The 24,406-nt window shown below is 53.0% G+C and carries 33 protein-coding genes and 1 pseudogene; 12 read left to right on the top strand and 22 right to left on the bottom strand.

The features are described 5' to 3' along the window. Window positions 1-640: 640 nt before the first annotated feature. The 15 genes and pseudogenes from BJF97_RS09805 to BJF97_RS32360 all read right to left on the bottom strand — a co-directional run bounded on the left by BJF97_RS09805 (window position 641) and on the right by BJF97_RS32360 (window position 8,613). Window positions 641-1,240 (bottom strand): hypothetical protein, encoded by a 600-nt coding sequence (locus tag BJF97_RS09805; protein ID WP_057173860.1) that lies wholly within the window; start codon window positions 1,238-1,240, stop codon window positions 641-643. Next, on the bottom strand, window positions 1,237-1,377 hold the full coding sequence (locus tag BJF97_RS34045; RefSeq protein ID WP_009653799.1) for a YlcG family protein: 141 nt from the start codon (window positions 1,375-1,377) through the stop codon (window positions 1,237-1,239). The genes BJF97_RS09805 and BJF97_RS34045 overlap by 4 nt, the downstream gene beginning before the upstream one ends. Next, window positions 1,377-2,018 (bottom strand): annotated as a pseudogene (locus tag BJF97_RS09800) (phage N-6-adenine-methyltransferase); the annotation flags it as partial. The pseudogene BJF97_RS09800 and the gene BJF97_RS34045, both read right to left, overlap by 1 nt. Further along, a complete protein-coding gene (locus BJF97_RS09795) occupies window positions 2,015-2,320 on the bottom strand; it encodes a Ref family recombination enhancement nuclease (RefSeq protein ID WP_064362838.1) in 306 nt (101 codons plus the stop codon). The gene BJF97_RS09795 and the pseudogene BJF97_RS09800, both read right to left, overlap by 4 nt. 145 nt (window positions 2,321-2,465) lie before the next feature. Next, window positions 2,466-2,633 carry a hypothetical protein gene (locus BJF97_RS34695; protein WP_155774241.1) on the bottom strand — a complete coding sequence of 56 codons (168 nt, stop codon included), beginning with the start codon at window positions 2,631-2,633 and terminating at the stop codon, window positions 2,466-2,468. Between the two features lie 738 nt (window positions 2,634-3,371). Further along, window positions 3,372-3,767 carry a hypothetical protein gene (locus BJF97_RS09785; protein ID WP_070082870.1) on the bottom strand — a complete coding sequence of 132 codons (396 nt, stop codon included), beginning with the start codon at window positions 3,765-3,767 and terminating at the stop codon, window positions 3,372-3,374. Then, the gene (locus tag BJF97_RS35055) at window positions 3,757-4,365 is read right to left on the bottom strand and encodes a hypothetical protein (protein ID WP_227518186.1); all 609 of its coding nucleotides are present in this window, start codon (window positions 4,363-4,365) and stop codon (window positions 3,757-3,759) included. The genes BJF97_RS09785 and BJF97_RS35055 overlap by 11 nt, the downstream gene beginning before the upstream one ends. Continuing rightward, window positions 4,362-4,904, bottom strand: a complete 543-nt coding sequence (locus tag BJF97_RS09775; RefSeq protein WP_187418272.1) for a hypothetical protein — start codon at window positions 4,902-4,904, stop codon at window positions 4,362-4,364. The genes BJF97_RS35055 and BJF97_RS09775 overlap by 4 nt, the downstream gene beginning before the upstream one ends. Next, complete coding sequence (locus tag BJF97_RS09770) at window positions 4,901-5,317, bottom strand: hypothetical protein (protein WP_070082869.1); 417 nt, start codon at window positions 5,315-5,317, stop codon at window positions 4,901-4,903. The genes BJF97_RS09775 and BJF97_RS09770 overlap by 4 nt, the downstream gene beginning before the upstream one ends. After that, window positions 5,314-6,099, bottom strand: a complete 786-nt coding sequence (locus BJF97_RS09765; RefSeq protein ID WP_070082868.1) for a ParB/RepB/Spo0J family partition protein — start codon at window positions 6,097-6,099, stop codon at window positions 5,314-5,316. Before BJF97_RS09765 ends, BJF97_RS09770 begins: the two co-directional genes overlap by 4 nt. After that, window positions 6,092-6,304, bottom strand: coding sequence for a hypothetical protein (locus tag BJF97_RS32365; protein WP_077270206.1), 213 nt, complete (start codon window positions 6,302-6,304; stop codon window positions 6,092-6,094). Before BJF97_RS32365 ends, BJF97_RS09765 begins: the two co-directional genes overlap by 8 nt. After that, complete coding sequence (locus BJF97_RS09760; protein ID WP_049130028.1) at window positions 6,301-6,594, bottom strand: FaeA/PapI family transcriptional regulator; 294 nt, start codon at window positions 6,592-6,594, stop codon at window positions 6,301-6,303. The genes BJF97_RS32365 and BJF97_RS09760 overlap by 4 nt, the downstream gene beginning before the upstream one ends. 12 nt (window positions 6,595-6,606) lie before the next feature. After that, window positions 6,607-7,683, bottom strand: a complete 1,077-nt coding sequence (locus BJF97_RS09755) for a hypothetical protein (protein ID WP_070082867.1) — start codon at window positions 7,681-7,683, stop codon at window positions 6,607-6,609. 265 nt (window positions 7,684-7,948) lie between these two features. Then, window positions 7,949-8,362: a toxin YdaT family protein gene (locus tag BJF97_RS09745; protein ID WP_070082865.1), complete on the bottom strand. Its 414-nt coding sequence runs from the start codon at window positions 8,360-8,362 to the stop codon at window positions 7,949-7,951. Further along, a complete protein-coding gene (locus tag BJF97_RS32360; protein WP_032721337.1) occupies window positions 8,362-8,613 on the bottom strand; it encodes a transcriptional regulator in 252 nt (83 codons plus the stop codon). The genes BJF97_RS09745 and BJF97_RS32360 overlap by 1 nt, the downstream gene beginning before the upstream one ends. A gap of 107 nt (window positions 8,614-8,720) precedes the next feature. Between BJF97_RS32360 and BJF97_RS09740 the strand changes: the two genes are divergently transcribed. The 10 genes from BJF97_RS09740 to BJF97_RS09700 all read left to right on the top strand — a co-directional run bounded on the left by BJF97_RS09740 (window position 8,721) and on the right by BJF97_RS09700 (window position 13,602). Continuing rightward, a complete protein-coding gene (locus tag BJF97_RS09740; protein ID WP_032721334.1) occupies window positions 8,721-9,122 on the top strand; it encodes a helix-turn-helix domain-containing protein in 402 nt (133 codons plus the stop codon). 456 nt (window positions 9,123-9,578) lie between these two features. After that, a complete protein-coding gene (locus BJF97_RS35485) occupies window positions 9,579-9,689 on the top strand; it encodes a hypothetical protein (protein WP_032694892.1) in 111 nt (36 codons plus the stop codon). Then, the gene (gene kil, locus BJF97_RS09730) at window positions 9,682-9,975 is read left to right on the top strand and encodes a host cell division inhibitory peptide Kil (RefSeq protein ID WP_070082864.1); all 294 of its coding nucleotides are present in this window, start codon (window positions 9,682-9,684) and stop codon (window positions 9,973-9,975) included. Before BJF97_RS35485 ends, kil begins: the two co-directional genes overlap by 8 nt. A gap of 65 nt (window positions 9,976-10,040) precedes the next feature. Further along, entirely contained in the window at window positions 10,041-10,274 is a 234-nt protein-coding gene (locus BJF97_RS34040; protein ID WP_148676387.1) for a hypothetical protein, read from the top strand. Between the two features lie 14 nt (window positions 10,275-10,288). After that, window positions 10,289-10,594, top strand: coding sequence for a hypothetical protein (locus BJF97_RS09725; RefSeq protein WP_049111948.1), 306 nt, complete (start codon window positions 10,289-10,291; stop codon window positions 10,592-10,594). Beyond that, the gene (locus BJF97_RS09720; RefSeq protein WP_070082863.1) at window positions 10,591-10,947 is read left to right on the top strand and encodes a hypothetical protein; all 357 of its coding nucleotides are present in this window, start codon (window positions 10,591-10,593) and stop codon (window positions 10,945-10,947) included. Before BJF97_RS09725 ends, BJF97_RS09720 begins: the two co-directional genes overlap by 4 nt. Beyond that, the gene (locus BJF97_RS09715; RefSeq protein ID WP_049111946.1) at window positions 10,944-11,288 is read left to right on the top strand and encodes a hypothetical protein; all 345 of its coding nucleotides are present in this window, start codon (window positions 10,944-10,946) and stop codon (window positions 11,286-11,288) included. Before BJF97_RS09720 ends, BJF97_RS09715 begins: the two co-directional genes overlap by 4 nt. Before the next feature lie 87 nt (window positions 11,289-11,375). Beyond that, window positions 11,376-11,591, top strand: coding sequence for an excisionase family protein (gene xisR, locus BJF97_RS09710; protein WP_070082862.1), 216 nt, complete (start codon window positions 11,376-11,378; stop codon window positions 11,589-11,591). Then, window positions 11,591-12,877 carry a site-specific integrase gene (locus tag BJF97_RS09705; protein ID WP_070082861.1) on the top strand — a complete coding sequence of 429 codons (1,287 nt, stop codon included), beginning with the start codon at window positions 11,591-11,593 and terminating at the stop codon, window positions 12,875-12,877. Before xisR ends, BJF97_RS09705 begins: the two co-directional genes overlap by 1 nt. A gap of 98 nt (window positions 12,878-12,975) precedes the next feature. Beyond that, window positions 12,976-13,602: a glutathione S-transferase family protein gene (locus tag BJF97_RS09700; protein ID WP_014837893.1), complete on the top strand. Its 627-nt coding sequence runs from the start codon at window positions 12,976-12,978 to the stop codon at window positions 13,600-13,602. A gap of 2 nt (window positions 13,603-13,604) precedes the next feature. Here the strand turns inward: BJF97_RS09700 and BJF97_RS09695 are convergent, their stop codons facing one another. Next, window positions 13,605-14,720, bottom strand: coding sequence for a PQQ-dependent sugar dehydrogenase (locus BJF97_RS09695; RefSeq protein WP_014228535.1), 1,116 nt, complete (start codon window positions 14,718-14,720; stop codon window positions 13,605-13,607). A 103-nt stretch (window positions 14,721-14,823) separates the two neighbouring features. Then, window positions 14,824-15,207 (bottom strand): biofilm formation regulator BssR, encoded by a 384-nt coding sequence (gene bssR, locus BJF97_RS09690; protein ID WP_004849210.1) that lies wholly within the window; start codon window positions 15,205-15,207, stop codon window positions 14,824-14,826. Between the two features lie 379 nt (window positions 15,208-15,586). Between bssR and BJF97_RS09685 the strand changes: the two genes are divergently transcribed. Further along, window positions 15,587-16,828: an oligosaccharide MFS transporter gene (locus tag BJF97_RS09685; RefSeq protein ID WP_032694906.1), complete on the top strand. Its 1,242-nt coding sequence runs from the start codon at window positions 15,587-15,589 to the stop codon at window positions 16,826-16,828. Window positions 16,829-16,861: 33 nt separating this feature from the next. Here the strand turns inward: BJF97_RS09685 and BJF97_RS09680 are convergent, their stop codons facing one another. Further along, entirely contained in the window at window positions 16,862-17,341 is a 480-nt protein-coding gene (locus BJF97_RS09680) for a hypothetical protein (RefSeq protein ID WP_161506334.1), read from the bottom strand. Window positions 17,342-17,637: 296 nt separating this feature from the next. On the opposite strand from BJF97_RS09680, the gene rimO reads away from it, so the two are divergent. Then, complete coding sequence (gene rimO / locus BJF97_RS09675) at window positions 17,638-18,963, top strand: 30S ribosomal protein S12 methylthiotransferase RimO (protein WP_009653812.1); 1,326 nt, start codon at window positions 17,638-17,640, stop codon at window positions 18,961-18,963. A 126-nt stretch (window positions 18,964-19,089) separates the two neighbouring features. On the opposite strand, the gene gsiD is transcribed toward rimO, so the two are convergent. Genes gsiD through gsiA form a run of 4 tightly spaced genes read right to left on the bottom strand, consistent with a single transcriptional unit; the run spans window position 19,090 to window position 24,405 of the window. Beyond that, entirely contained in the window at window positions 19,090-20,001 is a 912-nt protein-coding gene (gsiD, locus tag BJF97_RS09670; RefSeq protein WP_009653837.1) for a glutathione ABC transporter permease GsiD, read from the bottom strand. Between the two features lies 1 nt (window position 20,002). Continuing rightward, window positions 20,003-20,923, bottom strand: a complete 921-nt coding sequence (gsiC, locus tag BJF97_RS09665) for a glutathione ABC transporter permease GsiC (protein WP_009653824.1) — start codon at window positions 20,921-20,923, stop codon at window positions 20,003-20,005. A 52-nt stretch (window positions 20,924-20,975) separates the two neighbouring features. Further along, the gene (gene gsiB / locus BJF97_RS09660) at window positions 20,976-22,514 is read right to left on the bottom strand and encodes a glutathione ABC transporter substrate-binding protein GsiB (protein ID WP_004849160.1); all 1,539 of its coding nucleotides are present in this window, start codon (window positions 22,512-22,514) and stop codon (window positions 20,976-20,978) included. A gap of 37 nt (window positions 22,515-22,551) precedes the next feature. Further along, window positions 22,552-24,405 (bottom strand): glutathione ABC transporter ATP-binding protein GsiA, encoded by a 1,854-nt coding sequence (gene gsiA / locus BJF97_RS09655; protein ID WP_014228532.1) that lies wholly within the window; start codon window positions 24,403-24,405, stop codon window positions 22,552-22,554. Window position 24,406: the final 1 nt, after the last annotated feature.

Raw genomic sequence — 24,406 nt, 5'->3', positions numbered from 1 at the left:
TGGATTTAACAACGAAGCATGTCGATGATGATTCCTGCGGGACCTGATAATAAAAAAGCCATGCAAATGCATGGCCTTGTGATTTGAATCCGTTATTTACAAAAAGTAGTCAAGACAGTATCTTTCGACTTCCGGACAAAAAAACATATACCGGGACAAAATCTAAATGTAACTGCCTTGCCTGCATGAAACCATGCGGGCTTTTTTTTGCCCAAAGAAAAGGCCCACCGGAATGGCAGGCCTTTAGATAGGGTTATGCAGTATGTGTGTGGTGCCGGGTGCCTCCCGGTGAGTCGCTGCCAGGTCAGGAACGACTCGCAATAAGCGCAAAAAAATAACTCGACCTGGCATTGCCCCTCCGCACAGGGGGATTCACCACCCCAGAAATTTAACATCTGCCAATTTCATTTTCAATGCTATACGACGATGTGACAGGGGTACTGATGCAATGCATCTCGCGAATACCCCTGTCGTATCGCCGGAAAGCAAAAACCCCGCATTGGCGGGGTTCTCGTTATATTCAAATTGTCGCTTCTCATCGCTGCCATCGTGGCGCAGCTCTGCCAAGCATGAATGGATTATCTAAACTTTTGGGTGAAAATCAATTATAAAATGAACCTTGAGCACAAAAAGCTAAAACCTAACTCCTCAGGTTTTTGCGTGCAGATAGAAATGCCCTTCCCTGAAATATCTTAAGGCACCATTTCACGCGCTCTCTTGCCTGGTCTGCCGTCAGCCATGGGGCTATCTTCTGAAGCTCCCTGGTAATATCAGATATTTTTTTTCTCGTCGTGTAATAGCTCAGCCCAACAATATAAACAGGGTCGTTAACATCAAAGGCATCGAGCACGCATTTCTCCACAAAATCAGCATCATCATCACTGATAGCGCTGTCTATGACGCTAGTCTCTGGCTTTGGCCATAAAATTATCTGAGCCCTCTTCAGGGCATTAGGCCCGCGAAATCCCTCCCTCCTTGCCTGTTCAAGCGCAGCAGTGAAACGCTCCAGAGCTTTGTCTGACCATCTGACCCCTTTGATGGCCCACCAGCATGAATGCGTTGTAGGCTTGCGGGGAAAAGTAGCACCTCGTAGACTCTCCCCCCAGACAGTGAGCAGGGATTTAATCCAGGCAGACTGAATACCGGTAAGCAATTCTGGGCGTCCGAGGTATCGTTTATGCGTGGCAACCGCGACTTCTGACATAGCGGCATTTTGTCTACGGCGTTGCATTGGAGTCATGCTGTCTCTCCCCGGATCTGGCAGGTGCGTATAAAGTTTTTGAGGATGCGGTAGTCAACTAATACAGTGCCGCGATGACGGCAAAGACGAAGCTTTTTCCAGCGGTAGCGGATCCGCTCGATTGCGTCACGGCTCATGCGGTCACCTTCTTATCAATGGCAAACTGCGCCAGCGCCATAAACGCGTGGCCTTTCGCTTCCAGTTCGGTGCGGTTGATGTAGCTGAATTTCTCGCCTCGCCAGGTCTTATCAAATACAGCTATGGCACCAGCAAAAAACGCGCTGGTCGGCCTTTGTTTGTCGTTGGCGGGTTTAAACCAGACAGGCAGATCGAAACCAATTCGCCCGCGGATAAAGCAAACATGATCCGCATCTTCTGGCCACCATGTTTCGCTCGTTGCGGATTTGACCAGGAACACATAGCGGCCGCCCTTCTCTCGTTGCGCTGCTGCGTAGTTCATGATGTGAGTCATGCCAGTGATAGCTTGCTTTTCGTGGTATTGAGAACGGCTGTAAGGGGGGTTGCCAAATGCAGCGCCACCAATTGAGTCCAGCATTTCCGACCAGTCCTGTGTCAGCGCGTTATCTTCTACGGTGTACCAGACAGGGCATTTTGCATTGCTGTCATCAGCAAACAGGTCCAGCATCAACGGACCAAACATTGCGTTGATACCCCAGAAAAGCGGATCCGGCGTTCGCCACTGGTCGCCAACCTCTTTTAAATAATGTGATGGTGCGTTGCGAAGGGCTGCTAGAGATTCGCCGTAAGGATTAGTCATGCTGTGGTCTCCCCTAACTCCTGGAGAACCTGGCTCAGTAACTCAGCTTCAGTACCGAATTTTTCCTCCCATGACTTACGCCCAGCGTGAATAGCAACACCGTGGCCGCCGGTGCGGTGATGTGCGTGGCAAAGAGGGATTACGTGGAAATTATCAGCGCGGACAGACAAGCCAGTACCAGAACTGCAGTGATGGATTTCAGCGGGTGATTCACCGTATTCAAGGTTGCGGCAAACTATGCAGCCCAGAGCGGCTACGCGGCTGATATGCAGCTTTTCAGCTTTGGTTTTTGATTTGCTCATACCGCACCACCTGGATGCGACAGACAAACGGAAACACCGCGCACTGAGGCACGGCGTAAAATGGCGTTGATGCGTTTTTGCGTCATCACTTTACTCCGGTGATGGCGCGATAGGTTCGGTGTTCAGCCGAGGTGATTAGTATAAATCACTTTTTCTTCTTCCGGAAGAATACTTTACACTCCTCGTGAGATTCCTTTGTGATTACAATCTCTCCTTCATTAAGCGGAGTTACAACATAAACTCCACCAGAAAGGTGGTTGACAACATACGTACCCAAAACGTCCATTGCTTCATTCATTTCTTTCTTATTCATCAGTCCGCACCTTGTGAATATTTCATAAATCGTAGATTTTTCTTTTCCTGTACAGGGATGGCTAAAAATGAACTCGCGACGCTCTGGAATACAATGACATATTTAGATCGTCCATCAAGACCCTATTTTTACAGACAAAATAGAATGACAATTAAAATATAAAGAGCAATAAATTCAATGCATTATGGAAAACCACTAAATATAAAAAAGTCATTCACATTTTTTCTCTGGTGCAACCCCCTATTTCACTCAGATAGAAGAATTAAGCCAATTTCAGAATTTAATTAACTGCATGTAAAATGAAGTAGCAGAAAACACTAGCGCGACAAAGAATGCACATTTTGTGTAGTGTGCAACCCACTATTTTCCAGGCAAGAAAAAGAAAACCCGCAAAAGCGGGCTTAAGGTGATGGACTAATAATCACTGAAGTAACTTTGGCTCGACCTTGCAGTGAACCTCCCACAAACTGATTCCGCAGCTCCCGCAGAAGTTAGCCAGGTAATTCAACCCTGACCACTCCCGGACGCCACCGCGAGCGGCTTCAACGTATACGCCGATTTGCTTATCTCTCCACAGCCCAAACAGTCGCCAGCCTCCGCTATCTGCGTTTCTGACTGCAACAATGCGGGTCAGAACTCCAGTCTGATAGAGCTCGGTAAAAGCTGGCTTTTTTCTGGTTATCATTTGCATAAATAACAAACCTTAGATTTGTTGATAACAAATATGGTGTTTGTGTTTTATTGCTTTATCCCCTGCTCAGTATTTTTCAGGTCGTTTTCCGCGAATAGGATCGACGTTCTGGCAGCGCGTAGCCTTGCCTTTGCATTTTTCTCTTCTCGCTCGAGGTTGGCGACAGATTCGCGCAGCTCATCACGGCGGTTATGAAGCTGCTGAATCTCTCTCACCACAGCCTCGCCATCAGTCGCGCACTGAAGAACGTACTGGAAAGGGTCTACAGCGCAGCCACATTGCAGGCACAGAATGATCCTCCCCTTCTCATCGACCTCGACGGCTTTATGCTTGCAGTGCTGCTCCCTGTAGTCCTTTTTGTCAATTACGGTGATGTTCAACAGCTTTTCTTCGTCACGCTTTGGCTGCACCAGAGTGATGACGTTGTCGCCTTCATTTTCCATCTGGTACCTCCTGTGGGGCGGCTGCGAAATGCTCAACGCCTTTTGCCCAGATCTCTTTAATAGTCGTCCAGGTAACCGGTACTGTGATTTCAATTCTCCCGCTGCCGTCGCAGGTTTCGCATTCATCATCACCAAAACACTCAGGGCAGTTTACGAATTTAGTTTCTGAAAACTCACCGGACAACGCGCCCTTTGCGCCGTTCTCAGCGGTTAACGTCATCGGCACCATCACGTAACCATCCGGAATTACCGGAAAGTTGCCAGCCTGGAGCATGGCGGCGCGGCAGTGATTCCACCAAGCGGCACGGATAATCGCATCTCCAATGCTCATGTCCGGATGCTCACGGCACAATTCCTCCCAGTGCTGCATTGGTGGCACTACCGGCTGCTGCGCCTTCTCCAGCGCCTCTACCAGCTCAGCGCCAGCCGCTTTCCAGCAATTCCACATGCGGTTGTAATCTGTTCCAGATAGCGTGGTGTTTCGGTATCCGTCAGCAGTGCGCAAGCCTTCCAGCGTCGACTTTGAAATGCAGATTTGAGTCATAACCCACGCTTCGAATTTCTCTCTCTGCAACAGTTCGGTGATATCAGTTGTCATGCTGTACGCTCCATTTCTACCAGGCCGACACGAACGGCATTCAGGATGCGATCGAGATATTGATATTTCGGATTGGGTACAGACGGCCATCCGGCATACCAGGGGTCATCGCCAAAAAGCTCTAAAAGTTCGTTGCCAATACCGTAGTCACAGCAACATGCCTTAACGTCATCAGCATTTTCGGCCTCATTCCACATTTCACGGGATTTCTCAGCGTCAAGTTCCCGTTCGCGGCGCAACTTGATGATTTGAGATTTAACGAATGCAAGGTTGGCGTCGTTATCATCGTCAACCGAGCTTTCAAGCCGGGGAGATAAACACCCGATCAGGTAGTCATTGCTGACACGCTTAATGAACTCCTGAACAGTGTCACCGCCCATTGCAAACCATGCGCCAGTCCATGCCTGCCCGTAGCAGGTGACTGTGATTCTTCCCTTCCCTGGCTCATAGTTTTCAATCATCACCCGCACAGGGTCTAAGCGTTCAGCGCCGGTAATGGTGAAAGACAGAACATCCATTTTTTCGATCATGATGCTCATTTGGCCCCCTCGCGCAGCTCAGAGGAGTGGACGCGCAACACGTTGATTGCATCACTGACGCCCGGAGCCTGGTGATTCAGCATCGTCATGATGGTTTTAATTCCTGACTCCACCCCATCAGCCTTAATCCCGGCTACGATGCGATCGGTTGCGTGGGTTTCGTTCAGCACCCCAATGATTAGCTTCTCCCATTTGTTGAAATACACCCCACCAGGGCGAGCAACGATTAACTGGTGCAGAACATCATGCATCTGCCAGTTTTCCGGGATTAAAGCCTTCAGCCCCACATTTTCCGCAGCCAGCTGCTGGTAAGCTTTCGCCAGCGCCAGAACCTTTGTCTCTTTGATCGACAGCTCGCCCGCAGACTCAAGCGACTGAATGAGCTCGTTTACTGCCTGTAGTGTGATTGTCATACAGCCTCCCCGAGCACCCAGCGTAGAGCATCAGCATATTCACCCTCTGCAGATTCCAGGGCTTTTGTGATTTCTTTTCTGGTTTTCAGGCGCGGCTTTGCATCACCGAGTATCTGACGCTGACGCCGGGCTTTTTCATGGCCGGTTGTGCCAGCAGTTGCCGCTTCGATTTCAGAGACCTTCTCCCGCTGCTCTTCGGGTTTAAGAGAAGCCAACTGACGTGCCTGGGTAACGGTCACCGTGCCAGCCTCCACCGCTTCCCGGACGGCCTGGGTGGCATCGAGAAGTGACAGCGTTGCACGAACGGTCTGAGAGCTGCAGCCAAACAACACTGCAATGTCGTCCTCATCGAGTCCGCGGTCGAGAGCGTCTGACATTTTTTTAGCACGGCCAAGCGGTGTATCAGGTCGGCGAATTTCGTTTTCGCTGACCATGTATTTAGCCATCTGATTTGCTGATCCGCGCTTAACGACCCCAGGAACAAGCAGTGGGTCTTTGCCCTCTTTCAAAAGAAGCTTGTTTGCCTCCAGGGTATGTTTTACGCGCTGACGACCTACAACTACGCAGGTGAGCCCCGTTTCAGGGTCTTTCCAGACGATGATCGGCTCCAGTACACCCAGCTCCTTGATGTTCAGTACCATCCCTTCGTCGATCGGCAGGTGAACACGTTCATCGTAGAGAGGGTGGGTCATATCGGTTACCAGGTGAAGGTTTTCAGGCTCGAACGTTAAAACGTTTGTCTTGCCACTGGCGCCGTATACCACTTTCGAATCTTTAGCCATTTTTAACCTCGTTTTTATTCACCGCTTCCGCCCATTTTTGTTCCAGAGCATGCCTGGCTTTGTTCTTTCCACCAGCCCAGTAGCTGTACTGGGCGCGATAATGTTCATTCGGGCACTTCAGGGATCCGGAGCAAGAACCGAATGTGTAATTCTTCCAGTGAAACTCCGGGGGAAGCCCGCAATCAGGGCATACAGGTAATTTCACTGAGCCACTCCGCGACATTCCCTCAAGAGGTTTTCAAACATCATCCGCAAGCGGTTTGCGCAGCCAAACGGCATATCGTTAAACCGCCATAAAGCTGCACCGTTGCGTAGGCCACTCTGGACAATCTGACCTGCTCCATGCAGCTGGCGAAGCTGGCCATTCACTGACGACATACCGCGCCCCAGCGCATTGGCGATTTCACGCGTAGTCAAATCAGAATTAGCTTTGAGAAATTCGATCAGCGTGATTTCACCGTTGTATTGTGTTTTCTTGGATTTGGTTGTTTTCATTAAAAAAACTCCTTAGCCCCTGAAACCTTTAGGAATATCTGTCTGAATCTTGCCGCTAAAACCGAGGTTGCCGCCGTTTGCGAGATTTGCCGGGCACAGCTTCAGTGCCAGCTCTGGCCATTTGTTGCGCAATGTCTTCATAGTTTGAACTTTTGGGCACCAGAACTGATCTCGCTGAATGCGCTCAATCATGGTGCGGATTTGGTCGTGGTTACAGCCGTGCTCCTGGCGAAGGATGCGAACCTCTTGAGCCCATGCGACAAAGTTTGGCTCTCTCGGTTTGGCCAGAGTTCCGTCGAATTCGGCGGCGCGTTCGTACAGCTCGATGATGGTCGACCAGAACCACATCGCGAGATCGAAATCGTCATCGGTAGCTAGGATTCCGTCTTCGGTAGCATCAGGAATGTTTGCTTCCGGCGTGACTGTTTTCTGAGTCGATTCAGAAAAGTTATCCACAGGAGAAATCTCTCCCGCGTGGTTTTTATGATCTGTAGGTAGTGATCTGTTTTTAAGATCTGTATAGAGATAGGATTCGGCTTGAGAGCCGTTTCCAGGATTCGGCTCTTGGGCCGTTTCCATTCGGCTCTTGGGACGAATGCATTCGGCTTGAGAGCCGTTTCCATTACTTTCAATAACTTGCTTCGATTCGGCTCTTAAGCCGTTTCCATTCGGCTCTTGAGCCGAATCCATATCTTTCAATGGTTTATTTGAATTTCCCCCTTGCGGGAAAATCTTGGCTATTAACGCTTCCTGATCGACGCGGTAATGCTTCTTCGGCGTGCCGCTTACCTGCCGAAGTTCTTCCTCAATAACTCCCGCCAGGTACTGCTCTGTAATCTTGAACATTGCTTTTCTGACCACATCGCCGTCTTTAGCGCGGATCTCTTTCGCAAGCGCTGCGTGCTCTTTGTAAAACCAGCCATTTTCCAGACTCGACTTGCCCGACCAGAACACCAGCTGATTGAGAATGGCCGCCAGCAAATGCTGCTGCCTGTCTCCTGCAAAGAAATCCAGATACGGTCCGGGGATCGTTATGCAGTTGCCCTGCCCCGACATGGCCTGAACAATTTCAAAAACCTGATTGTTCATTCCGAAACCTCATTGTGTAGCCGTAAAAACTCTCTCAATCCCACCCAGCCAATAGCCCCGCAGGGTTTGCGGTAGGAAACATCTTTCTCTGTCGCTGTGAGTACCGTCACCATGTGGCCTTTGTGTCTGTGCTGGAAGCGAGAACCGGCCTTAGGGATGCCAGTGCCTGCACAATCTCCTTCAGACGGCTCATACGCCGGATACGCTCGTTTCAGGCGAGCAATCAATTCAGCAGCAGACTGGTTACACATAGTCACCTCCAGAATCAGTGGTATTTCGTTACTTCAACAGCGAGAGGCTGATACGCCTTGCTGTATATGGCTTCAATAGCATCGTCGTGGGCATCAATAGCCGTTCCGATGGCATGCTGGGCCGCCAGCAATGCCCGACGCTCGATCGTGTCGTAGATACTCAGACGATGACGGATTTCACGCGGCAAAACGCGCAGGATTGACGGAAGCAGCAGGCGGATTTTCTCGCGCTGCTGTTCGGTCTCACCCTTCAGCCAGCGATGAAAGATATTTTGCTGATTGGCCCACGCTTTACCCGGAACCAGGCGAAGCTCAGCCCCACCGGAACGCACGTACTCTTCAGTAATGGCATTAGCTGCATATGCCTGACCGACTTCAGCAGCCCAGGCCAGCAGAACTATTTCAACGTGCTCGTGTTTGATTTCCATTAATCAGACTCCTTCTGTGCTGTAGCCGTATTATTCTCAGGAAGGCCACTGGTTGGGTTTGGGTGAAGATCAGGACGCAACTCATGCGGAGTAATTCCAGTTACCTCGTAAACCTGAATTACGCGCTTTGGTGGAACCTGCCCCTGGTACTTATGAATCCATCGACTCAGCGACGACGGTTTAATGTTCAAGGCAAGCGCAAGCCGACGTTTGCCACCTACAGCTGTAATTGCCTTATCAAGACCTGACATGTGAACCTCTCGTTTTAGCCATTGCGCAATTATATTGAGCTAATGGCTAAAAAAAATCAACAACAAGAAATTATTATTGTTTTAGCCAGTGGCTTACAATTGTTGCTATGAAGACAGAAACCCAGCATGAATCAGGCGTAAAGCCACAAAGCACGCTTGCCGCAAGACTTGATGAGTTGATGAAACTGAATCATTGGTCTCGCACAGAAATGGCGAGGATTGCGGGAGTTAGTCCTACCTCTGTAACCAACTGGTTTAAGAGGGAAACCATTAGCAAGGAGTCAGCAGCCAAACTAGCTAAGGCCGCTAAAACCTCGCTCTCATGGATACTTACAGGAGCAGAGGAACTCGGCGGGACATACACCGAAGACGAAATTGCACTTATTGAAGTTTTCCGCGAATTGCCTCCTATCGAGAGGCGCAATATGCTGGCTGCATTCCAGATGCGGCTACAAAAACTCAAAGATTTTTACTCTGACAACGTAGATCCGACTACCAGAGAAAAATAAATTCACTTCAATTTCAAAAGAATGCCGCCGATTGGCGGTATTTTTTTAGCCTTTGACTTATCTTTTGGTTGATTTTATTTAGCCTGTAGCTCACCATAAGTACATCGACACAACGGTGCGATAGGTTAAACGTTCGGTTGGCCGCCTGAAGGCTAAAAATCAACAGGCTTTGCAATGCAGTGAATGCGGCTATGCGCACGCGGCACAGTTAAGCGGTATCACTCGTTTCTAAAAAGAGTGGGGTGGAAAAGAAGCTGTCGGTACCAGTTCTTAACTGGCTGGTATCACCGGGAGGCACCCGGCACTGCATTGCAAGGTCTGTTAGGTACTCAATACGCATGAGGGAAAGGAGATGATTCGAGACGAAGACAAGCCAGCATGGCGCCGGTTCTGGTTGAAGGTTGTTCCGTTTTTGGTTGTGGTCGCATCGGTAAGCGTTCAGTGCTGGGGTGGAGTATGAGCAGAAATGGCATTCGTTCACTGGTTATTGTTCTGACCATCTGCCTTGTTGCCTGGTCAGCGACCATTATCAAAATTCTGCATGTTACGGGGGTGTTTAATGGCTAATTTTCTGCAAAGCAACCCGATGGTTAAAGCAGCTCAAAGCAAACTCGCTATTGCGCAATTTATTGGTAACAGTGGTATGTGGTCTGATGCCATGGCGTCAATAAAAGATATTCATGAAGCAGCAAAGCACGAAGAAGACCATATGTTTTGTGGTCGCACGGATTCACTTTCCGGACTTCAATTTCGTGATGTTGTTTTAAATTATGACCTGTACGGAGATTTAATTTCCGTCGATGCTGACTTGCTTACAGGTCAATATAAAGTAAATACCGAAGTTTCATTTTAATTATCGAATAAATGAATTAATGCCTTAAATGGCAGGTATCCACACACCTTAATACAGGAATAAATATGGAAACCGAAAAACTCAACTGCTACAGCTGCGGCGGCTCCTTTGCACGCGAAGAGTTGCAGTTTCGCCCCTCTGGCCGAGGCGCTTATCGCAAAGTGGCATATTACTGTCCTACCTGTAACGAAAGGGAAAAAAAGAAAGACCAAATAAAGGCTACACAGTCTTTAGTTCGCAAAACACTACCTTCAAGACCAGCAAGCTTTCAATTACGACCAGCAGCGTGGAATAAATAACCGGAGGACTAAATATGAAAGAACTTAAATTTTACGGTGCCAGTGATGACCTTTTCGAATGCGAAGGCGCTATCAGGGAAGAAATCTGCATATACAGTAATCCAGGCGTTTATCACCTCAAATCCGCTGAAGGTGAGATGCTGGTTATTGCCTGCTATACCGACGAAGGTTGCTGGGCTATTGGCGTGGGCCAGGTTAAAGAAGAAACGCCACTTCCAGCATGGCCCACATCTTTCACCCAGCACGAACGCGGCTATAGCGTTGAGCTCACGATTCAGGTTCCTGACGACACAGAACTGGTACTGGAGGATGACAAATGAGCTGCGGATATCAAGGTTATGAATTTGGTGCGCATTACCCGGATAGCCTTTGCTGCGATGGTTATCTGTGGGATTGCGACGCATACGAAGATGGCATGCTGACGAATGGTGGTGACATTCCTTGCCCTGTCTGTAATCGCAAGCAGTGGCTGGCTTTCTACCGCGATCACATCATTGAGTGCGGAATGATGCAATCAGAGCGCAAGCGTGGACCTAAAACAGTGAAATACGGTGGTTTCCCTGAGTCCGTACGTGGTGATGCAAAGGCTATGCGCACCATCCGTCGCTGGCTGCGTCGCGGTTGGTATCAGGGACGTAAGTTCGATGCGGAAGCGCACAAGGTGGTGGTATGAGCAAATCACTAAACGCACGCTGCATCAGACGGTGGGAAGTAGAATTTAAACCTATCTGCGATTCTAAGGTGAATCCGTTCTGGCGTAAGAGTGACCTCCATAGGTATATCCGCGAAGCGGCGCTCACTACCGCTTACAGCATGGTCGAGAGCATGGCTGAACGTAACGCTAAGTTTGACTATGACGGTGAGCCGAACGGCTGGTCACCAGAATTTTCTGCCTGGTATCGGGAACGCCGGGAAAAGTACCTCAAAGAGGCGCGTGACTACCTAGACGAAGAAGCTACCAATGACGAAATCGACGAGGAGATCGAAAACGAACTGGAAGCATGGAACGACTGAATTACACAAAAACACAACTGAACTGATTTCCAATAATCAACATTAAACTGGGGAACTGATTATAGTTTCCCAGCCATGAGGTTATTTATGGCCGATATTACTCAAGAAGATGAATGGGTGATGGAAAAGGGAATTGTAGCGAAGATGTATATGACTCCTCGGCAAATTAAATCTTACCGGGATGGGAGATGGATCGAGGGCATTCATTATAAGAAACACCCACCAGATCCAAAAGCTTCAGAAGGAAGAGTAACGCTTCTCTACAACTACACCAGGATTAATAGGCTTGTCGGGGAAACTTAATGAATATGCCTGCTGGCGTAGAGCTGCATGGGAAAGGAATAAGAATTAGCTTTCTATATCGCGGCATACGTTGCCGCGAAGTTTTGCGGGGCTGGACCGTATCAAATAGCAATATAAAAAAAGCTGGCAATCTCCGTGCTTTAATTATGAGTGAGATTCAGCAAGGTAAATTTGACTATGCAGAGCACTTTCCTGAATCAAAGGCGCTTAAAAAATTCACCACAACACAAAAAATTAAAACCTTCGGTGAATTGTGCAAAGTTTATCTTAATGCCAAAAAGCTTGAGGTCTCAGCTGCGTCATACAGAGGCGCAGAATCACGTATAGCAACGCTTTGCGCTATTGTTGGAAGTAATACGTATATTGCTGATATTCAGCATACCGACCTGTTGAATTACAGGAACGCGCTATTAACTGGTAACACCTTTAGCGATCACGCGCCCTGGCTTAAAAGAAAAGGTCGCGCTGTATCCACGGTCAACGGCCTGATGAACAACCTGACTGCGTTGCTCAAGCTAGCGAACCTGAGCGGCTTTATCGAGCATACCCCTCACGAAGGTATAAAGATGCTTAAGCGCTCCAAGAGAGACCCGGATCCGCTTCTCCAGAGTGAGTACGAGGGTTTTATAAAAGCGCTATCTCCTCGGTATGCTTTGCTCTGGACTACGGCCATTTTTACCGGCCTTCGGCATGGAGAGCTTACAGCTTTAGCCTGGGAGGATGTGGATCTTGATAAGGGTGAGCTTCACGTCAGGCGTAACCAGACGAATGAAGGGCTGTTTGTGCCACCCAAAACCGAAGCGGGCATCAGAACAGTAACCCTACTTGAACCTGCGCTGAATGCTCTACGTGAACAATTCAAGCTAACCGGCGCATTAAGCAAAACCGAAATCACTTTTCATCATCGTGAGCATGGGTTAACTGAACAACAAAAATTGCGGTTCGTATTTATCCCCCCCAAAAACTGGCGCGGGGAAACGAAGTATTATGGCTCTCAGTCTCTGGGGTATAGTTGGGAGGCTGGATTAAAGAAGGCGGGAATCAGGAGCAGACGCCCTTACCAGTCGCGCCACACGTTCGCATGCTGGCTTTTAACTGCCGGAGCTAACCCGTCTTTCATCGCCGGACAGATGGGCCACGAGAATGCGAAGATGGTTTATGAAATCTACTCGAAGTGGATCGGAGAGATGGACCGCAACCAGGTGGAAATGCTGAACAGTAGTTTTTCTGACGTAGTGTCCCAAGGGTGCCCCAAACGCAAGGTAGTAGGCATAAAAAACGTTTAATTTCAGTGAAATAAAATAACTTGCCGGAATATTAACTTTATTCCAACATGAATGCTCACTACGCCGCAACGGCGGCGAAATAAAAAGCAGGAGCGGATATGATTACGCTGTGGGGCAGAAATAACTCGACCAATGTGAAGAAAGTGCGCTGGGTGCTGGAAGAACTCGACCTCCCGTATCAGCAAATTCTGGCAGGCCTGGAGTTCGGTCTGAATCACGATCCGGCCTACCTGGCCATGAATCCCAATGGGCTGGTACCGCTATTGAAAGATGAGACGACCGATATCGTGCTCTGGGAATCCAACACCATTATCCGCTATCTGGCCGCGCAGTATGGTCAGGATCGCCTGTGGGTGGAGTCGCCCGCCGAACGCGCTCAGGGAGAGAAATGGATGGACTGGGCCAACGGTTCTCTCTCGCCTGCCCATCGGCCGATTTTAATGGGGCTGGTGAGAACCCCGCCGGAAAAACGCGACCCCGCCGCGATTGAAGCCGGTATTGCCACCTGCGAGACCCTGTTCGCCATTCTCGATGACGAACTGTCGCGCCGTCAGTGGCTATCAGGCGACGCCTTCGGCCTCGGCGACATCGCCGTCGCGCCGTTCATTTATAACCTGCTGGAGACCGTGAAAACCTGGCAACCGCGCCCGCACCTGCAGCGCTGGTATCAGCAGATTAACCAGCGCCAGGCCTGGCGCAACGTGGTGATGATCCCGGTCACCTGATATTAGCCCGCCGGGCTCACCCTCAGCAGCTCGCCGTTGGATTCGTCGGTTAAGACATACAGATAGCCATCGGGTCCAACGCGCACATCGCGGATACGTTTACCGCGATCGCCCAGAATCCGCTCCTGTTCCGTCACCTTATTGCCGTCAACCTTGAGGACAATCAGCGACGTATCCTTCAGCGCGCCGATAAAGAGCCTGTGCTGCCACTGCGGGAAGGTCGGCGCGTTGTAAAACGCCATACCGCTCACCGCTGGCGACTTCGCCCAGACAAACAGCGGCGCTTCGGTTCCCTCCAGCGTTTTGCCTTTGGCCTCCGGGATCGGCAGGCCGCTATAGTTAATGCCGTGCGTCGCCAGCGGCCAGCCGTAGTTTTTCCCTTTTTGCACCAGGTTGATCTCATCCCCGCCGCGCGGGCCGTGTTCATTTAACCACAGCGTATCGCTCCACGGGTTCATCGCCATCCCCTGGGGGTTGCGAATACCGTAAGACCAGATTTCCGGCCTGACGCCAGCCTGGCCGACAAAAGGATTATCCTCCGGGACCTTGCCATCAGCCGTTAGCCGCACCACTTTTCCCTGCAGCTTATCGAGATCCTGAGCGGTCGAACGCTGGTTATTCTCCCCGAGACCGATAAACAAATAACCGCGGCCGTCGAACACCAGCCGCCCGCCAAAATGGTTGCCGGTTGAGAGCTTCGGCTGCTGGCGGAAAACCACCTGGAAGTTTTCCAGGCGCTGGAGATCCTCGCTCAGTCGGCCGTAGCCTACGGCGGTCCCGGCCTTGTCGTCACTCCCGCCTTCGGCGTAGCTTAGCCAGACCCGGCGCGACTGGGCGAAATCCGGGGCCAGCGCCACGTCAAGCAGCCCCCCCTGCCCGTTGGCCCAGACCTGCGGTACGCCCGAGATCGCAGGCGCGAGGCCTTTTCCCCGCTGCCACAGCCGGAGCTCACCGCCGCGCAAGGTCATCAGAATGCCCCGATCGTCCGGAAGAAAGGCCAGCGCCCACGGGTGTTCAAGCTGGTTCTGCAGCACCTCTACGCGCTCCCGGGCGGCAAGGGCAGCCGCAGGCAGCAACAGTGCGGTAAGGGCTATCATCAGGGTAATGGTCTGGCGCATGGCATACTCCTTTTGTCAGCAATGCGATAAGGGTAGCCAGCGTGGGAAAACGGGAAGGGATTTTTACATAACATTAATCGGGGGGAGCAGGCTCCCCCCGATCTCAGGCATGAGTAATGGGCTTAGAATCATTCAATTTATGAATATTTAGCCGCAATACCGCCAGGCAGCTTTCCAGCTTATCTACGTCGACAGCGATGTAGGACGGGCAGTCATGATGTCCGCTCAGCAGGCACACCGCCGCGGAAGCGACGGCTTCGCCCGCCAGCCGCAGGGCATCCTTTTCCTCCGGCGCAACGACGTGCTGCAGGCGCGGCGCGTGTTGACGCATTTCATGGCACAGTTCAAACAAGTTATCACGTAGATGGTCGTTTTCGCTGACTGACATATAGCCTTTTGCTTTACGCAGCTGTAAATAAGCATCGAGATCAATGTTGGCATTAATCAGCTTATTCATCAGGTTACGATATAGTCTGTCAACGCTCATCGCGGTTCCTCCTCTGTCGTCCTTTACCACAATCATAATATGGTCATTTTTTGTACAAAACGATGAGGCAGATCAATAATTCTCAGGGCATTAACATCCTTTACAATGTTACAACGAAGCTTAAAATCCCCACCTGCGACATCATCTCCTGAAAGCCAAAAATGTTATACGTTCTCATAAAAGTAAAAATTCCAACCCTGGGATATAAAATCATTTATTGCAGTAATGATCACAAATTAGCGCAATTCACGTTGCCAGAAAATGCCGCCGGGTGTCATATCATCAAATAAAATGTATTACGTATAACATTCAATAAGAACGGCAGGCATATCGATCCTGTTTGTAACCTTTATCTCTATCGCTTGAAGGAACTGAAATGATGACGCCCGGCAAAAGAAACTATATCTTGTTGAGTCTTTTCGATTTCCTCTATCTCTTCGCCTGGTCCTCGACCATGGCGTTCTTTGTGATCTGGACGACTCAGCACCTCGGCATTAGCGCAACGAAAACCGGCCTGCTCTACTCGGTCAACGCCTTTATTGCCCTGCTGATGCAGCCCTTCTTCGGCTTTATTTCCGATAAGTTCGGCCTGAAAAAGCGGCTGATCTGGATCCTGGTCGCCATGCTGCTACCGGTAGGCCCGTTCTTTATTTATTTGTACGCGCCGCTGCTGGTGCACAGCTTCTGGCTGGGTGCGCTGCTTGGCGGGGTATACCTGGGGATGATTTTTAACTCCGGCTGCGGGGTGATTGATTCGTATATTGATAAAATTTCGCGGCGCTACCAGTTCGAATATGGCCGGGTAAGAATGTGGGGATCGTTAGGCTGGGCCGCCGCCGCGTGGATCGTCGGCAAGTATATCGACAGCAATCCGAACCTCGCCTTCTGGCTGGCGAGTATCGCCATTGTGATTGCCGCGCTCTGTTTTATGCTGACCAAAATCGAGCTGACCGAAGCGGAAATGCAGAAAACCAGCGCGCTGAAAGTTTCGCATGCCCTGGAGCTGGCGAAGAACGGCCAGTTCTGGATGTTGCTGATCTTTACCCTGTTCGTCACGCAAATCTACGACACCTACGATCAGCAGTTTGCCCAGTACTTTTCTCTGCAGTTCCCGACGCCGGAAGAAGGCAATCGCTGGTACGGCATTTTGGCCTCCATTCAGGTATGCGGCGAGACGCTGTTTTTATGCCTGATGCCGTGGTTCGTGAACCGCACCGGCGCGAAATGGGCGCTGATCATCGCCGGACTGATCATGTCGGTGCGTATCGTCGGCTCCGCGATTCCGCTGGGCCCGGTGTGGATCGGCGCGGTCAAAATGATGCATGCGCTGGAAAAACCGCTGATTCTGGTGTCGGTATTTAAATTTATCGCCGCCAACTTCGACAACAAGCTCTCCTCGACGGTCTACCTGCTGGTGCTGTTCGTCGCCTCCATCGCCACCGCGATTTACTCGCCGCTGGCCGGGTATTTGTACGACACCATCGGCTTCGCGCATACCTATTATATTCTGGGCGGCATCGCCGGGCTGTTTACGCTGATCTCAGTATTTACGCTGCGCGATAATAGAGAACCGACCGCGCCGGGGGCTGCGCCAGGCGCTGGCGTTGCGCAAAGCCATTAATCAAAATTCGCCCGGAAGCCTCTTTCGGGCGAATTAGCGGAAGCTCCACTGTACGCTCATCACAAATATGGCCGGGACGATAATGCCCGTTTCCACGCCGAAATAATCGGTAAAATTGTACTGCAGGCCATGATAAATATAGGGAGAGAAACCGACGCCGGTGATTTTCTTCGCCGTTCGATAGGTGCCTGAATCCCCGCAATCGCGAAAGGCTTTAAAGAAAAACTCGCCGGTATAGGCATAGACGCCCTTGAACGTCCAGCCGCTTGCCCCCGCGTACCAGTCTCTCCTCGCTCCTAACGAGAGGCAGCGGTCGGCAAAGCTATTCTTCATGGTGCCGGCCAACAGGCTGTACTTTGAATCCGCTGACAGCTTGCGCTCAACGGAAAAAAATTGGTTATTGAATTTTTCGTTATATTGACCGTGATTGCCGGTCATGTGATAAACAAAGGAACCGGTATTGACCGAATATAACGCCATCTCGTTGGCATAAACGGGCGTCGCGCCAATCATGGCCAGCGCGCAGACGAAACCACCCAACTTTTTAAACATGGGAAACCTGATAAAAATAAAGACTGAAAGCAGCGGCTATTTTACCGCTTCAGGTTAAACCAGATCTAAACCGACTTCCCCGGGTTGCAAGATAAAAGGTGAATAACTCCCTTATTTTGATTAACAATCTGGATAATCATCCCGATAAAAAGAAACACGGACATCGCCAGGCTAACAAGAAAAGGAGTATAAACTTTCCGCCGATCTCTGTAGAATCCCTGCCCTGACCATCCCAATAATTGAACACTTTTTAAGCTATGAGCAATGTCACCCCTCAGCCGAAGATCGGCTTTGTCTCTCTGGGCTGCCCGAAAAACCTCGTGGACTCAGAACGTATCCTGACTGAACTGCGTACCGAAGGATATGACGTGGTTCCCTCCTACGATAACGCTGATATGGTTATCGTTAACACCTGCGGCTTTATCGATAGCGCCGTGCAGGAGTCGCTGGAAGCGATTGGCGAAGCGTTGAAAGAAAACGGCAAAGTGATCGTCACCGGCTGCCTGGGCGCAAAAGAAGATCAGATCCGCGAAGTGCATCCGAAGGTGCTGGAAATTACCGGCCCGCACAGCTATGAACAGGTGCTGGAACACGTCCACCACTACGCGCCGAAGCCTAAACACAACCCGTTCCTCAGCCTGGTGCCGGAACAGGGCGTGAAGCTGACGCCGCGTCATTACGCTTACTTAAAAATTTCCGAAGGCTGCAACCATCGCTGCACCTTCTGCATCATCCCGTCAATGCGCGGCGATCTGGTCAGCCGTCCGATTGGCGAAGTGCTGGCGGAAGCCAAACGCCTGGCCGACGCCGGCGTCAAAGAGCTGCTGGTGATCTCTCAGGACACCTCCGCCTACGGCGTTGACGTCAAACATCGCAGCGGTTTCCACAACGGTATGCCGGTCAAAACCAGTATGGTTAGCCTGTGCGAAGAACTGGCGAAGCTCGGTATCTGGGTGCGCCTGCACTACGTCTATCCGTACCCGCACGTCGATGATGTGATCCCGCTGATGGCGGAAGGCAAAATTCTGCCCTACCTCGATATTCCGCTGCAGCACGCCAGCCCGCGTATTCTCAAGATGATGAAGCGTCCGGGCTCCGCCGACCGCCAGCTGGCGCGCATCAAGCAGTGGCGCGAAGTCTGCCCGGAACTCACCCTGCGCTCGACCTTTATCGTCGGCTTCCCGGGTGAAACGGAAGACGATTTCCAGATGCTGCTCGACTTCCTGAAAGAAGCCCGCCTCGACCGCGTCGGCTGCTTCAAGTACAGCCCGGTTGAAGGCGCGACCGCCAACGAACTGGCGGATCAGGTGCCGGAAGAGGTGAAAGAAGAGCGCTGGAACCGCTTTATGCAGCTGCAGCAGCAGATCTCCGCCGAGCGCCTGCAGGAGAAAGTCGGTCGTGAAATTATGGTGCTGATCGACGAAGTGGATGAAGAAGGGGCAATTGGCCGCAGCATGGCCGATGCGCCGGAAATCGACGGCGCGGTCTACCTGAACGGTGAGAGTAAAGTCAAACCGGGCGACGTTGTGCGGGTGAAAGTCGAACACGCCGACGAATACGATCTGTGGGGCAGCCGGGTTTAATTCCGCCCGCTTAACCTATCCCGGATGAAGGCGCTCGCGCGCCTTATCCGGGCGACAAAACCGCACAGGATTAACGTGCGGAGTGCTTTCCCGGACACCTGTCCGGGCTGCACAATCCTCGAACGCCTACCCTTTTATCCTCGGATCCAGCGCATCGCGCAGGCCGTCACCCAGCAGGTTAAACGCCAGCACCGTCAGAAAAATCGCGATTGCCGGGAACAGCGCCACGTGCGGCGCCATCACCATATCCGCCCGCGCCTCGTTCAGCATCGCCCCCCACTCCGGCGTCGGCGGCTGCGCGCCAAGCCCCAGAAATGACAGGCTGGCAGCGGAGATAATCGACACCCCGATACGCATCGTAAAGTAGACCACTATCGATGATACCGTTCCGGGCAATATATGATTAAACAGGATGGTAGCATCGCTGGCGCCGATGCTGCGCGCCGACTCAATAAAGGTCTGCTGCTTAAGCACCAGGGTATTGCCGCGCACCAGACGCGCAAAGGCCGGGATCGAAAAGATCGCCACCGCGATGATGACGTTCGACATCCCGCTCCCCATTACCGCCACGACCGCAATTGCCAGCAAAATCCCCGGGAAAGCGAACAGCACGTCGCAGATACGCATAATGATGCGATCCCACCAGCCTTCGTAATACCCGGCCAGTAGCCCAAGTACGGTGCCGATGGCCGCGCCGATGAATACCGCCAGTACCCCGGCGGCCAGCGAGATCTGCGCGCCGACCAGCACCCGACTAAAGATATCCCGCCCCAGCGAATCAACGCCGAACCAGTGCATCATTGACGGGCCGTCGTTGAGCCGGTCGTAATCAAAATAGTTTTCCGCGTCGAACGGCGCAATCCACGGCGCCACGATCGCCACCGCAATCAGCAGCAGAACAAATACCCCCGCCCCCATCGCCACCGGCTGACCGCGAAACCGCCGCCAGAACTCGTGCCACGGGGTACGTATCTGCCCGGGTTTAATCCCCGGCATCGCGTTGATAGCCGCTTGTCTTCTCCAGTTGAGCAATCGCACCTTACTTGTACCTGATAGCCGGATTAATGGCGGCATACAGCACGTCCACCACTAAATTAATAAGAATAAACTCCAGAGAAAACAGGAGGACTTCCGCCTGAATCACCGGATAGTCGCGCATCTCCACCGAGTCCACCAGCAGACGCCCGAGGCCTGGCCAGTTAAAGACCTTCTCCACCACGATTGAACCGCCGAGCAAAAAACCGAACTGCAGGCCCATCATGGTGACGACAGGAATCATCGCATTGCGCAGGCCGTGCTTGAGCACCACCAGCGTTTCGCTGACGCCTTTCGCCCGCGCGGTACGCATGTAATCTTCATGCAGGACATCGACGAACGAGGCGCGGGTAAAGCGCGCCATCACCGCCGCCACCGCCGCGCCCAGGGTCAGCGAAGGCAGAATATAGTGGCGCCAGCTGTCGGCGCCCACCGTCGGCAGCCAGCCCAGCTCAACGGAAAAGACCTGCATCAGCAGCATGCCGAGCGCGAACGCCGGGAACGAGATGCCGGTGACCGCCAGCGCCATTCCCAGGCGATCCGGCCAGCGGTTGCGCCAGACTGCCGCCACGATCCCCGCCGCCATACCGAAGATCACCGCCCAGCTCATGCTGGCGAGCGTTAACCAGAACGTGGGCATGAAACGGCTGGCGATTTCGCTGCTTACCGGGCGACGCGAGGCCATCGAGGTACCGAAATCCCCTTGCACAATATTGCTGATATAGTGCCAGAACTGCACGTGCAGCGGCCGATCGAGCCCCAGCTGCTGGCGCACCATTCCCACCACCTGAGCATCGGCTTCCGGTCCGGCAATCAGCCGCGCCGGGTCCCCGGGCAGCATATGCACGAACAGAAACACCAGCACCGCCACAATCAGCAGCGTGGGGATCAGCCCCAGCAGGCGTTTAATCACATAATTGAGCATGCTTCTCCTTGCGCGAAGTCCCCGCAGCCTGCGCCCGGGGACCCGCAGCTATCTACTTAAGATCCGCCTGTTCAAAGCTAAATCCGGTATCCGGCTGGATATAGAATCCGGTCAGATTTTTACTGTGCGCCGAGACCAGTTTCTCTACCACCAGCGGCACCCACGGCGACTCTTTCCAGATAGTATCCTGCGCGTCTTTATACAGCCGCGTTTTTTCCTGCGCATCGGTGGTTTTCAGCGCGTCGTTGAGGTCTTTATCCACCTGGGGATTGCTATAGAAAGCCGTATTGAACAGGGTCGGCGGCCAGTTCTGCGACGCGAACAGCGGCGACAGCGCCCAGTCCGCTTCTCCGGTCGACGCCGACCAGCCGGTATAGAACATGCGTACGCCGCTCTCTTTCTGCCCTTTACCTTCCACTTCCGCCGCGCGCTGGCCCGCATCCATCGCCGTCAGCTGCGCCTTAATGCCCACCTGCGCCAGCTGCTGCTGGGTAAACTGCAGCACTTTCTGCGCCGTACTGTGGTTGTGCGACGACCACAGCGTGGTGCTAAATCCATTCGGATAGCCCGCCTCTTTCAGCAGCTCGCGGGCCTTCGCCGGATCGTACGGCCAGGCGCTGTAGCTTTCAGCGTAGGCAATTGACGGCGGCACCACGCCGGTCGCCGGGGTGGCATAGCCCGCAAAGGCGACTTTTACCAGCGCCTGACGGTTAATGGCGTAGTTAATCGCCTCGCGCACTTTGGGGTTATCAAACGGCTTCTGCGTCACATTCATGCTGATATAGCGCTGCATGATCGACGGGCTGGCCACCAGCTCCAGCTTGCTGTTTTTCGCCAGCAGCGGCGCCTGCTCGTAAGGGATCGGGAACGCAAACTGCGCTTCGCCGGTCTGCAGCATCGCCGCGCGGGTATTGTTATCCACGACCGGGCGCCAGGTGATGGAGTCCAGCTTCGGCAGCCCCGGCTGCCAGTAACCGGCGAACTTCTTCACTTTAACGAAGTCGGTCTGATTCCAGGTGTCGAGCTGGTACGGGCCGGTGCCAACCGGATGGAAACCAATCTCTTTACCATATTTCTTCAGCGCCGCCGGAGAAATCATCGCCGTCGCCGGGTGGGCCAGAATATTGATAAACGCAGAGAAAGGTTGTTTGAGGGTGATTTTCACCGTTGTCGGGTCAACAGCCTCGGTGCTGGCGATATTTTTATACAGGTTATAGCGCTTGAGATGATTTTCCGGATTGCTGGCGCGATCGAGGTTCGCCTTAACCGCTTCGGCATTGAACTCGGTTCCGTCCTGGAACTTCACCCCCGGATGCAGCTTAATGGTATACACCAGGCCGTCCGGGGAAACGGTATAGCTTTCCGCCAGCACGTTTTGCAATTTCATCTCTTTATCAAGGCCGAACAGCCCCTGATAGAACGACTTCGCGACGGCCTGCGACAGCGTGTCGTTAGCATCATACGGGTCGAGGGTCGTAAAGTTAGAGCCGACCGCCACCACCACATCTTTTGCGGCAAAGGCCGGAGCCGCTGTCAGCGCCGAAGCGACGCCCAGCGCCAACAGCCATTTTCCTGAAACGCGTTGAGTCATGTTGTTCTCCTGAAATGCTGCATTATTGGTGTCGTTGTTAGCGCGCCAGCACGTCGGCGGCGGGCTCTCTGGCAACAAAGTGCCCCGGTCCCACCTGCTGTAATGGCGTACTGATCCCCTCTTCGCCCCGCTTGAAGATGTTGCCCGGCAGCTCGTCTGAGAGCAGCACGCGCTGCGGACGACGATGCGCAGGATCGGCCACCGGAACGGCGGCCATCAGTTTACGGGTATAGGGGTGCTGCGGGTTTTCAAACACGGCGCGGCGCGGGCCGATCTCGACAATGCGCCCGCGATACATCACCGCCACGCGGTGGCTGATGCGCTCAACCACCGCCATGTCATGGGAGATAAACAGAAATGCGATACCCATCTCACGCTGTAGATCGAGCATCAGATTGATAATTTGCGCGCGAATCGACACATCAAGCGCCGATACCGACTCATCGGCAATCACTACTTTCGGATTGAGCGCCAGCGCGCGGGCAATACAGATGCGCTGCCGCTGGCCGCCGGAAAACTCGTGCGGATAGCGCCACGCATGCTCCGGCTCCAGCCCGACGCGTTCCAGCAGCCAGCTGACCCGCTCACGAGCGGCATCGCCCTCCAGCAGCCGATGCACGCGCAGCGGTTCCATAATCGAATAGCCCACCGTTTGCCGTGGGTCGAGGGAGGCGTAGGGGTCCTGAAAGATAAACTGGATATCGCGGCGCAGCGCCTGAAGCTTACTGCCCGTCAGCGTATCAATCCGCTGGCCGTTGAAGGTGATGCTGCCGCCCTGAGTTTCCACCAGCCGCAGCAGCGCCCGGCCGGTCGTTGATTTACCGCAGCCGGACTCCCCCACCAGGCTCAGGGTTTCGCCGGGCCATAAATCAAAGCTGACCTTTTCGACCGCATGCACCTCGCGGGTAATGCGGTTGAGAATACCGCTACGCAGCGGGAAGCGCGCCACCAGATCGCGAACTTTCAGGATCGGTTCCCCGGGCACAACGGTGTTCTGCCCCTCCGGCGACGGGCTCTGGTTTAACAGCGGGAAGCGGCGCGGCAGTGAAGTGCCGCGCATTGCCCCCAGCCGCGGCACCGCGGCCAGCAGCGCCTGAGTATACGGGTGCTTCGGGGCGCGGAAAATCTCCTCCACGCTGCCGGTTTCCACCGCTTCGCCGCGATACATCACCAGCACGCGGTCGGCGATATCGGCGACCACGCCCATATCGTGGGTAATAAAGATAACGCCCATCGCCATCTCTTTTTGCAGGACGGCAATCAGCTGTAAAATCTGCGCCTGGATAGTCACGTCCAGCGCGGTGGTCGGTTCATCGGCAATCAGCACAGCCGGTCGGCAGGAGAGCGCCATGGCGATCATCACCCGCTGACGCATCCCGCCGGAAAGCTGATGCGGATAGCGCGAGAGCATGGCTTCCGCTTCCGGAATGCGCACCTGATCGAGCATTTTCTTCGCTTCGCGCAGGGCCTCATCATGCTTCAGCCCCTGGTGTAAGCGGATAGATTCGGCAATCTGTTCACCGATGGTGAAGACCGGATTCAGTGACGTCATCGGCTCCTGGAAGATCATCGCCATATCCGCGCCGCGCACGCCGCGCATCTCGGTTTCAGACTGTTCGCTCAGCTCAATCACCTGCCGGCTGCGACGACGCAGCAGCAGCGCATCGCTGCGCACTTCGCTGACCGCCTGGTCGAGCAGGCGCATCAGCGCCAGGGACGTCACCGACTTCCCGGAGCCGGACTCGCCGACAATCGCCAGCGTCTCGCCGCGCCGCAGGGTAAACGACAGGTCGCGGACGGCGGAAAAAGCCTGCTGCTGCTGATTGAACACGACGTTCAGGCCGCGCACCTGCAGAACATCATCGGCATCGATTTCTTGACTATGCGGCAAC

The organism is Klebsiella sp. LTGPAF-6F (assembly GCF_001753185.1).
GTDB classification, from domain to species: Bacteria; Pseudomonadota; Gammaproteobacteria; order Enterobacterales; family Enterobacteriaceae; genus Klebsiella; species Klebsiella michiganensis.
Note: the sequence above shows the minus strand (reverse complement) of the source record. Positions and strands in the feature narration are given on the sequence as shown.

Bases quoted from the DNA above. Each gene is read 5' to 3' on its own strand.
- BJF97_RS32360 (WP_032721337.1), bottom strand. From the start codon at position 8,613: ATGTCAGGTCTTGATAAGGCAATTACAGCTGTAGGTGGCAAACGTCGG.
- BJF97_RS09695 (WP_014228535.1), bottom strand. From the start codon at position 14,720: ATGCGCCAGACCATTACCCTGATGATAGCCCTTACCGCACTGTTGCTG.
- kil (WP_070082864.1), top strand. From the start codon at position 9,682: ATGGCTAATTTTCTGCAAAGCAACCCGATGGTTAAAGCAGCTCAAAGC.
- BJF97_RS09720 (WP_070082863.1), top strand. From the start codon at position 10,591: ATGAGCTGCGGATATCAAGGTTATGAATTTGGTGCGCATTACCCGGAT.
- BJF97_RS09805 (WP_057173860.1), bottom strand. From the start codon at position 1,240: ATGACTCCAATGCAACGCCGTAGACAAAATGCCGCTATGTCAGAAGTC.
- BJF97_RS09745 (WP_070082865.1), bottom strand. From the start codon at position 8,362: ATGGAAATCAAACACGAGCACGTTGAAATAGTTCTGCTGGCCTGGGCT.
- BJF97_RS09785 (WP_070082870.1), bottom strand. From the start codon at position 3,767: ATGGAAAATGAAGGCGACAACGTCATCACTCTGGTGCAGCCAAAGCGT.
- BJF97_RS09725 (WP_049111948.1), top strand. From the start codon at position 10,289: ATGAAAGAACTTAAATTTTACGGTGCCAGTGATGACCTTTTCGAATGC.
- BJF97_RS09715 (WP_049111946.1), top strand. From the start codon at position 10,944: ATGAGCAAATCACTAAACGCACGCTGCATCAGACGGTGGGAAGTAGAA.
- BJF97_RS09765 (WP_070082868.1), bottom strand. From the start codon at position 6,099: ATGGCTAAAGATTCGAAAGTGGTATACGGCGCCAGTGGCAAGACAAAC.
- bssR (WP_004849210.1), bottom strand. From the start codon at position 15,207: ATGAGCGTTGACAGACTATATCGTAACCTGATGAATAAGCTGATTAAT.
- BJF97_RS09740 (WP_032721334.1), top strand. From the start codon at position 8,721: ATGAAGACAGAAACCCAGCATGAATCAGGCGTAAAGCCACAAAGCACG.
- BJF97_RS09705 (WP_070082861.1), top strand. From the start codon at position 11,591: ATGAATATGCCTGCTGGCGTAGAGCTGCATGGGAAAGGAATAAGAATT.
- BJF97_RS34040 (WP_148676387.1), top strand. From the start codon at position 10,041: ATGGAAACCGAAAAACTCAACTGCTACAGCTGCGGCGGCTCCTTTGCA.
- BJF97_RS34045 (WP_009653799.1), bottom strand. From the start codon at position 1,377: ATGAGCCGTGACGCAATCGAGCGGATCCGCTACCGCTGGAAAAAGCTT.
- BJF97_RS34695 (WP_155774241.1), bottom strand. From the start codon at position 2,633: ATGAATAAGAAAGAAATGAATGAAGCAATGGACGTTTTGGGTACGTAT.
- BJF97_RS09760 (WP_049130028.1), bottom strand. From the start codon at position 6,594: ATGAAAACAACCAAATCCAAGAAAACACAATACAACGGTGAAATCACG.
- BJF97_RS09770 (WP_070082869.1), bottom strand. From the start codon at position 5,317: ATGACAATCACACTACAGGCAGTAAACGAGCTCATTCAGTCGCTTGAG.
- BJF97_RS09795 (WP_064362838.1), bottom strand. From the start codon at position 2,320: ATGAGCAAATCAAAAACCAAAGCTGAAAAGCTGCATATCAGCCGCGTA.
- BJF97_RS09775 (WP_187418272.1), bottom strand. From the start codon at position 4,904: ATGAGCATCATGATCGAAAAAATGGATGTTCTGTCTTTCACCATTACC.
- BJF97_RS09680 (WP_161506334.1), bottom strand. From the start codon at position 17,341: ATGATTGGCGCGACGCCCGTTTATGCCAACGAGATGGCGTTATATTCG.
- BJF97_RS35485 (WP_032694892.1), top strand. From the start codon at position 9,579: ATGAGCAGAAATGGCATTCGTTCACTGGTTATTGTTCTGACCATCTGC.
- gsiB (WP_004849160.1), bottom strand. From the start codon at position 22,514: ATGACTCAACGCGTTTCAGGAAAATGGCTGTTGGCGCTGGGCGTCGCT.
- rimO (WP_009653812.1), top strand. From the start codon at position 17,638: ATGAGCAATGTCACCCCTCAGCCGAAGATCGGCTTTGTCTCTCTGGGC.
- BJF97_RS35055 (WP_227518186.1), bottom strand. From the start codon at position 4,365: ATGACAACTGATATCACCGAACTGTTGCAGAGAGAGAAATTCGAAGCG.
- BJF97_RS09700 (WP_014837893.1), top strand. From the start codon at position 12,976: ATGATTACGCTGTGGGGCAGAAATAACTCGACCAATGTGAAGAAAGTG.
- xisR (WP_070082862.1), top strand. From the start codon at position 11,376: ATGGCCGATATTACTCAAGAAGATGAATGGGTGATGGAAAAGGGAATT.
- gsiC (WP_009653824.1), bottom strand. From the start codon at position 20,923: ATGCTCAATTATGTGATTAAACGCCTGCTGGGGCTGATCCCCACGCTG.
- BJF97_RS09755 (WP_070082867.1), bottom strand. From the start codon at position 7,683: ATGAACAATCAGGTTTTTGAAATTGTTCAGGCCATGTCGGGGCAGGGC.
- BJF97_RS09685 (WP_032694906.1), top strand. From the start codon at position 15,587: ATGACGCCCGGCAAAAGAAACTATATCTTGTTGAGTCTTTTCGATTTC.